Source organism: Streptomyces sp. NPDC001002 (assembly GCF_053599215.1).
Genome location: NZ_JBSFLV010000295.1, coordinates 1 through 3,109, shown reverse-complemented (window position 1 = coordinate 3,109; position 3,109 = coordinate 1). Strand labels below are relative to the sequence as shown.

General features: G+C 67.1%; 3 protein-coding genes and 1 tRNA gene. 3 read left to right on the top strand and 1 reads right to left on the bottom strand.

All coding sequences use genetic code 11. From position 1 onward, the window contains the following. Positions 1-177: 177 nt before the first annotated feature. The gene (locus ACWDR3_RS47555) at positions 178-591 is read right to left on the bottom strand and encodes an SsgA family sporulation/cell division regulator (RefSeq protein WP_004002642.1); all 414 of its coding nucleotides are present in this window, start codon (positions 589-591) and stop codon (positions 178-180) included. A 191-nt stretch (positions 592-782) separates the two neighbouring features. On the opposite strand from ACWDR3_RS47555, the gene ACWDR3_RS47550 reads away from it, so the two are divergent. The 3 genes from ACWDR3_RS47550 (at position 783) to ACWDR3_RS47540 (ending at position 3,025) form a co-directional block, all read left to right on the top strand. Then, a complete protein-coding gene (locus ACWDR3_RS47550; protein WP_450358916.1) occupies positions 783-1,250 on the top strand; it encodes a TIGR02611 family protein in 468 nt (155 codons plus the stop codon). A 78-nt stretch (positions 1,251-1,328) separates the two neighbouring features. Continuing rightward, positions 1,329-1,400 (top strand) — tRNA-Val (locus tag ACWDR3_RS47545). A 338-nt stretch (positions 1,401-1,738) separates the two neighbouring features. After that, positions 1,739-3,025 (top strand): ABC transporter substrate-binding protein, encoded by a 1,287-nt coding sequence (locus tag ACWDR3_RS47540; RefSeq protein WP_450358915.1) that lies wholly within the window; start codon positions 1,739-1,741, stop codon positions 3,023-3,025. Positions 3,026-3,109: the final 84 nt, after the last annotated feature.

Here is a 3,109-nt window from a genome sequence, read left to right as displayed (position 1 = left end):
CCTATTGGGTGTTTTTTTTTATGTGGTGTGATTTCGGGTGGGGGGGGTTGTGCAGGCGGGCGGCCCGCCCCGGCGGGGGAGCGGGGTCCCGGCGCCGGTGCGCACGGTATGCGGATGTCGAAGCCCGAGCCGTCTCCCCGAGTCGACGGCGCCGGGCGGCTTCGTGCGGCCGCGGGCCTAGCTCTCCGCCAGGATGTGGGAGAGCTCTTGATCGAGATCGAAGTGCCGGTGTTCCGTGCCGGGGGGCACGGCGGCGTCCGTTCGCTTCAGGAAGGACTCCAGCGCCCGCGCCGGGGCCTCCAGGAGGGCTTCGCCCTCCGGGGAGCTCAGGGCGATGCACACGACGCCCTGACCGTGGCTGCGCGACGGCCAGACACGGACGTCGCCGGTGCCGGTGGGCCGGTGGAGGCCTTCCGCGAGGAGGTCGCGGGCGAACACCCACTCGACGGTCTCCTCGGCTCCGGTGTGGAAGGTGGCGTGCACGGCGTAGGGGTCGGCCGTGTCGTACCGCAGGCCTGCGGGGACAGGCAGGGAGGACTCGCTCGACACAACGAGGCGCAGGTGCAGCTCGCAGCTGACCGTGGTGTTCATAAGCGCCAGGGCCTTTCGCTCAGTGTGCGCTCGGGGATTCGCACGTCGGCGAAATCGACATGCCACCTACGGTGCCGTTGTAAACCCCTCTGAGTGTTTTGCGTGCCTTTACGTAACTCTTCCGGCCGAGAGCCTGTTCGCACGGTACGACCATTCCGGTGACCGGTTTCCGTCCGGTAGGGTTTGGCCGTATGGATACGGGGAGTGACGAGCCCGGCGAGGTCGCCGTGGCATCGGACGGGAACGGCGCGGACGTGACGAAGACGGACGCCACAGACGGTGAGCGGGGCCTCGGCTCCAAGGCGCCGGAGTTTGTAAAGGCGCGCCGTGTCCTGCATCTGAGCTGGCAGGTCGGCATCTTCGTGATCGGCCTCGCGGTCGTGGCCGCCGGCATCGTGATGCTGCCGCTGCCGGGACCCGGCTGGGTCGTGATCTTCGGCGGCATGGCGATCTGGGCGACCGAGTTCGTCTGGGCCCAGCTGGTGCTGCGCTGGACCAAGCGCAAGGTCACCGAGGCGGCCCAGAAGGCCCTCGACCCCAAGGTGCGGCGGCGCAACATCATCCTGACCTCGATCGGCCTCGTGATCATCGCGGCCCTGGTCGGCGTCTACTTGTGGAAGTTCGGGCTTGAGATGCCCTGGAACATCAAGGACCAGTGACCCGCGCGGGGGTGCTCATCGCGGCTCGCCGACGGTCATGGGTACCCCCTGACATGGGGTAATCTTCTTCCTGCGTCCGGGCGATTAGCTCAGTGGGAGAGCGCTTCGTTCACACCGAAGAGGTCACTGGTTCGAACCCAGTATCGCCCACCCGAAGACGGCGGCCCATCTGCTTCAGTGCAGGTGGGCCGCCGTCGTGCAGGCGTCCGTACGGCGTCCCTGATGCTCCTTCAAACGCCTGCTCCCGGACGTTCTTCCCCGGCGGAGCCGCCTGCTGTTCGGCCCGTCGGCCGCGCGCCTCCCACCTGCGACGGCGCCGCACCGGCCGCCTCGTCCCGCCGTCGAGCGCCCCGCCGCGCCTTGCCGGCCCTTGAGAAATTCCTGTCCGAATCATTGACGCACCCCTGGACCCTCCGTACCTTGTGCCAGCAAGCGCTTACTTGAAACGATTCACGCAGGCGGCAACGATGCCGGGGAGGGGCCCGACTGTGGGAACCAGCAGGAATGTCGAGAGACGTACGATCCTCAAGGCCGCCGGAGCTTCGGCGGCCGTGCTCGGGCTGGCCGCGACGGCGGGCTGCGGTGGGGAAAGCGGTTCCGGAGACGGGAATGTGACGCTCCGTTATGCGTGGTGGGGCGGCGAACCGCGCACCATCGCCATCAAGAAGACCATCGCGCTCTTCGAGAAGAAGTATCCGAAGATCAAAATCAAGCCCGAATTCACCGACTACGAGGCGTTCTGGGAGAAGTTCCAGACACAGGCTTCCGGTGGGAATCCGCCGGACGTTTTCCAGAATGCGGTCGGCTTTCTGCGCAAGTACGACAAGCGCGGTGTTCTGATGGACCTCAAGACACAGGCGGACTCGGGGAATCTGAGTCTGGAGAACTTCCGCAACGGAGTTCTGACAGCCGGTCAGGCCGACGGAAAACAGCTCGGCGTACCCGTCGGCGCCAACACCATGGCGCTCGTCATCGACCTCAAGGCCTTCAAGAAGGCCGGCGTCGAGGCCAAGTTCGGCTGGACCTGGGACGACTACTTCGACGCCCTCCAGACGATCCAGGACAAGCTGAAGATCGCCGGGGACACCGGCTACTTCAGCATCATGTACCTCTACGACCTCTACCTGCGCCAGAACGGCAAGGCCTTCTTCACCGACTCCGACCTCGGCTTCACCGAGGACGACCTGACCCAGTGGTGGGCCGACGGCTACAAGCGCGTCAAGTCCGGCCTGGTCGCCGACCCGAAGAAGATCGAACAGGTCAAGCCCAAGTCCGGCCTCTCCGCAGGCCTGGCCGCGTCCGAGTTCACCTGGGACAACTTCTCCATCCGCTACGAGGGCGAGGGCGAGTCGGACTACGGGCTCGCGCCGATCCCCACCACCGACGGCAAGGACACCGGCCAGTACCTCGGCTCGCTGATGCTCAGCGCCTTCGCCGGCACCAAGCACCCCAAGGAAGCCGCCCAGTTCATCGACTTCATGGTCCACGACCCCGAGGTCGGAAAGATCATGGGCTACGACCGCGGCATCCTCGCCACCACCGAGCAGTACGCCGCGTTCAAGCCCACCGACCCCAACAACAAGGGCGTCGCCGCCTACGAGACCGAGGTCGCCGACGCCGGTGTGCTCGGGAAGATCACCCCGCATCCGTCCGGCGCCGACGTCATCGAGGCCGCGTTCCTGCGCCTGGGCGGCGAGGTGGCCCAGGGCAAGTCCAAGCCGGCCGACGCCGCGAAAGCGCTGTTCGGCGAGGCCAAGGCCGCGTTCGCGGGCTGAGGGGACGTACCGCCATGACGCTCGTCAAGGAAGCGCCCGTGCGCCCGGCCGGGAAGCGGGCCGCGCCGCCCGCCGCCGGGCGGC

Excerpts from the sequence above, each read along its gene's own strand:
- ACWDR3_RS47555 (WP_004002642.1), bottom strand. The coding sequence starts at position 591 with ATGAACACCACGGTCAGCTGCGAGCTGCACCTGCGCCTCGTTGTGTCG.
- ACWDR3_RS47550 (WP_450358916.1), top strand. The coding sequence starts at position 783 with ATGGATACGGGGAGTGACGAGCCCGGCGAGGTCGCCGTGGCATCGGAC.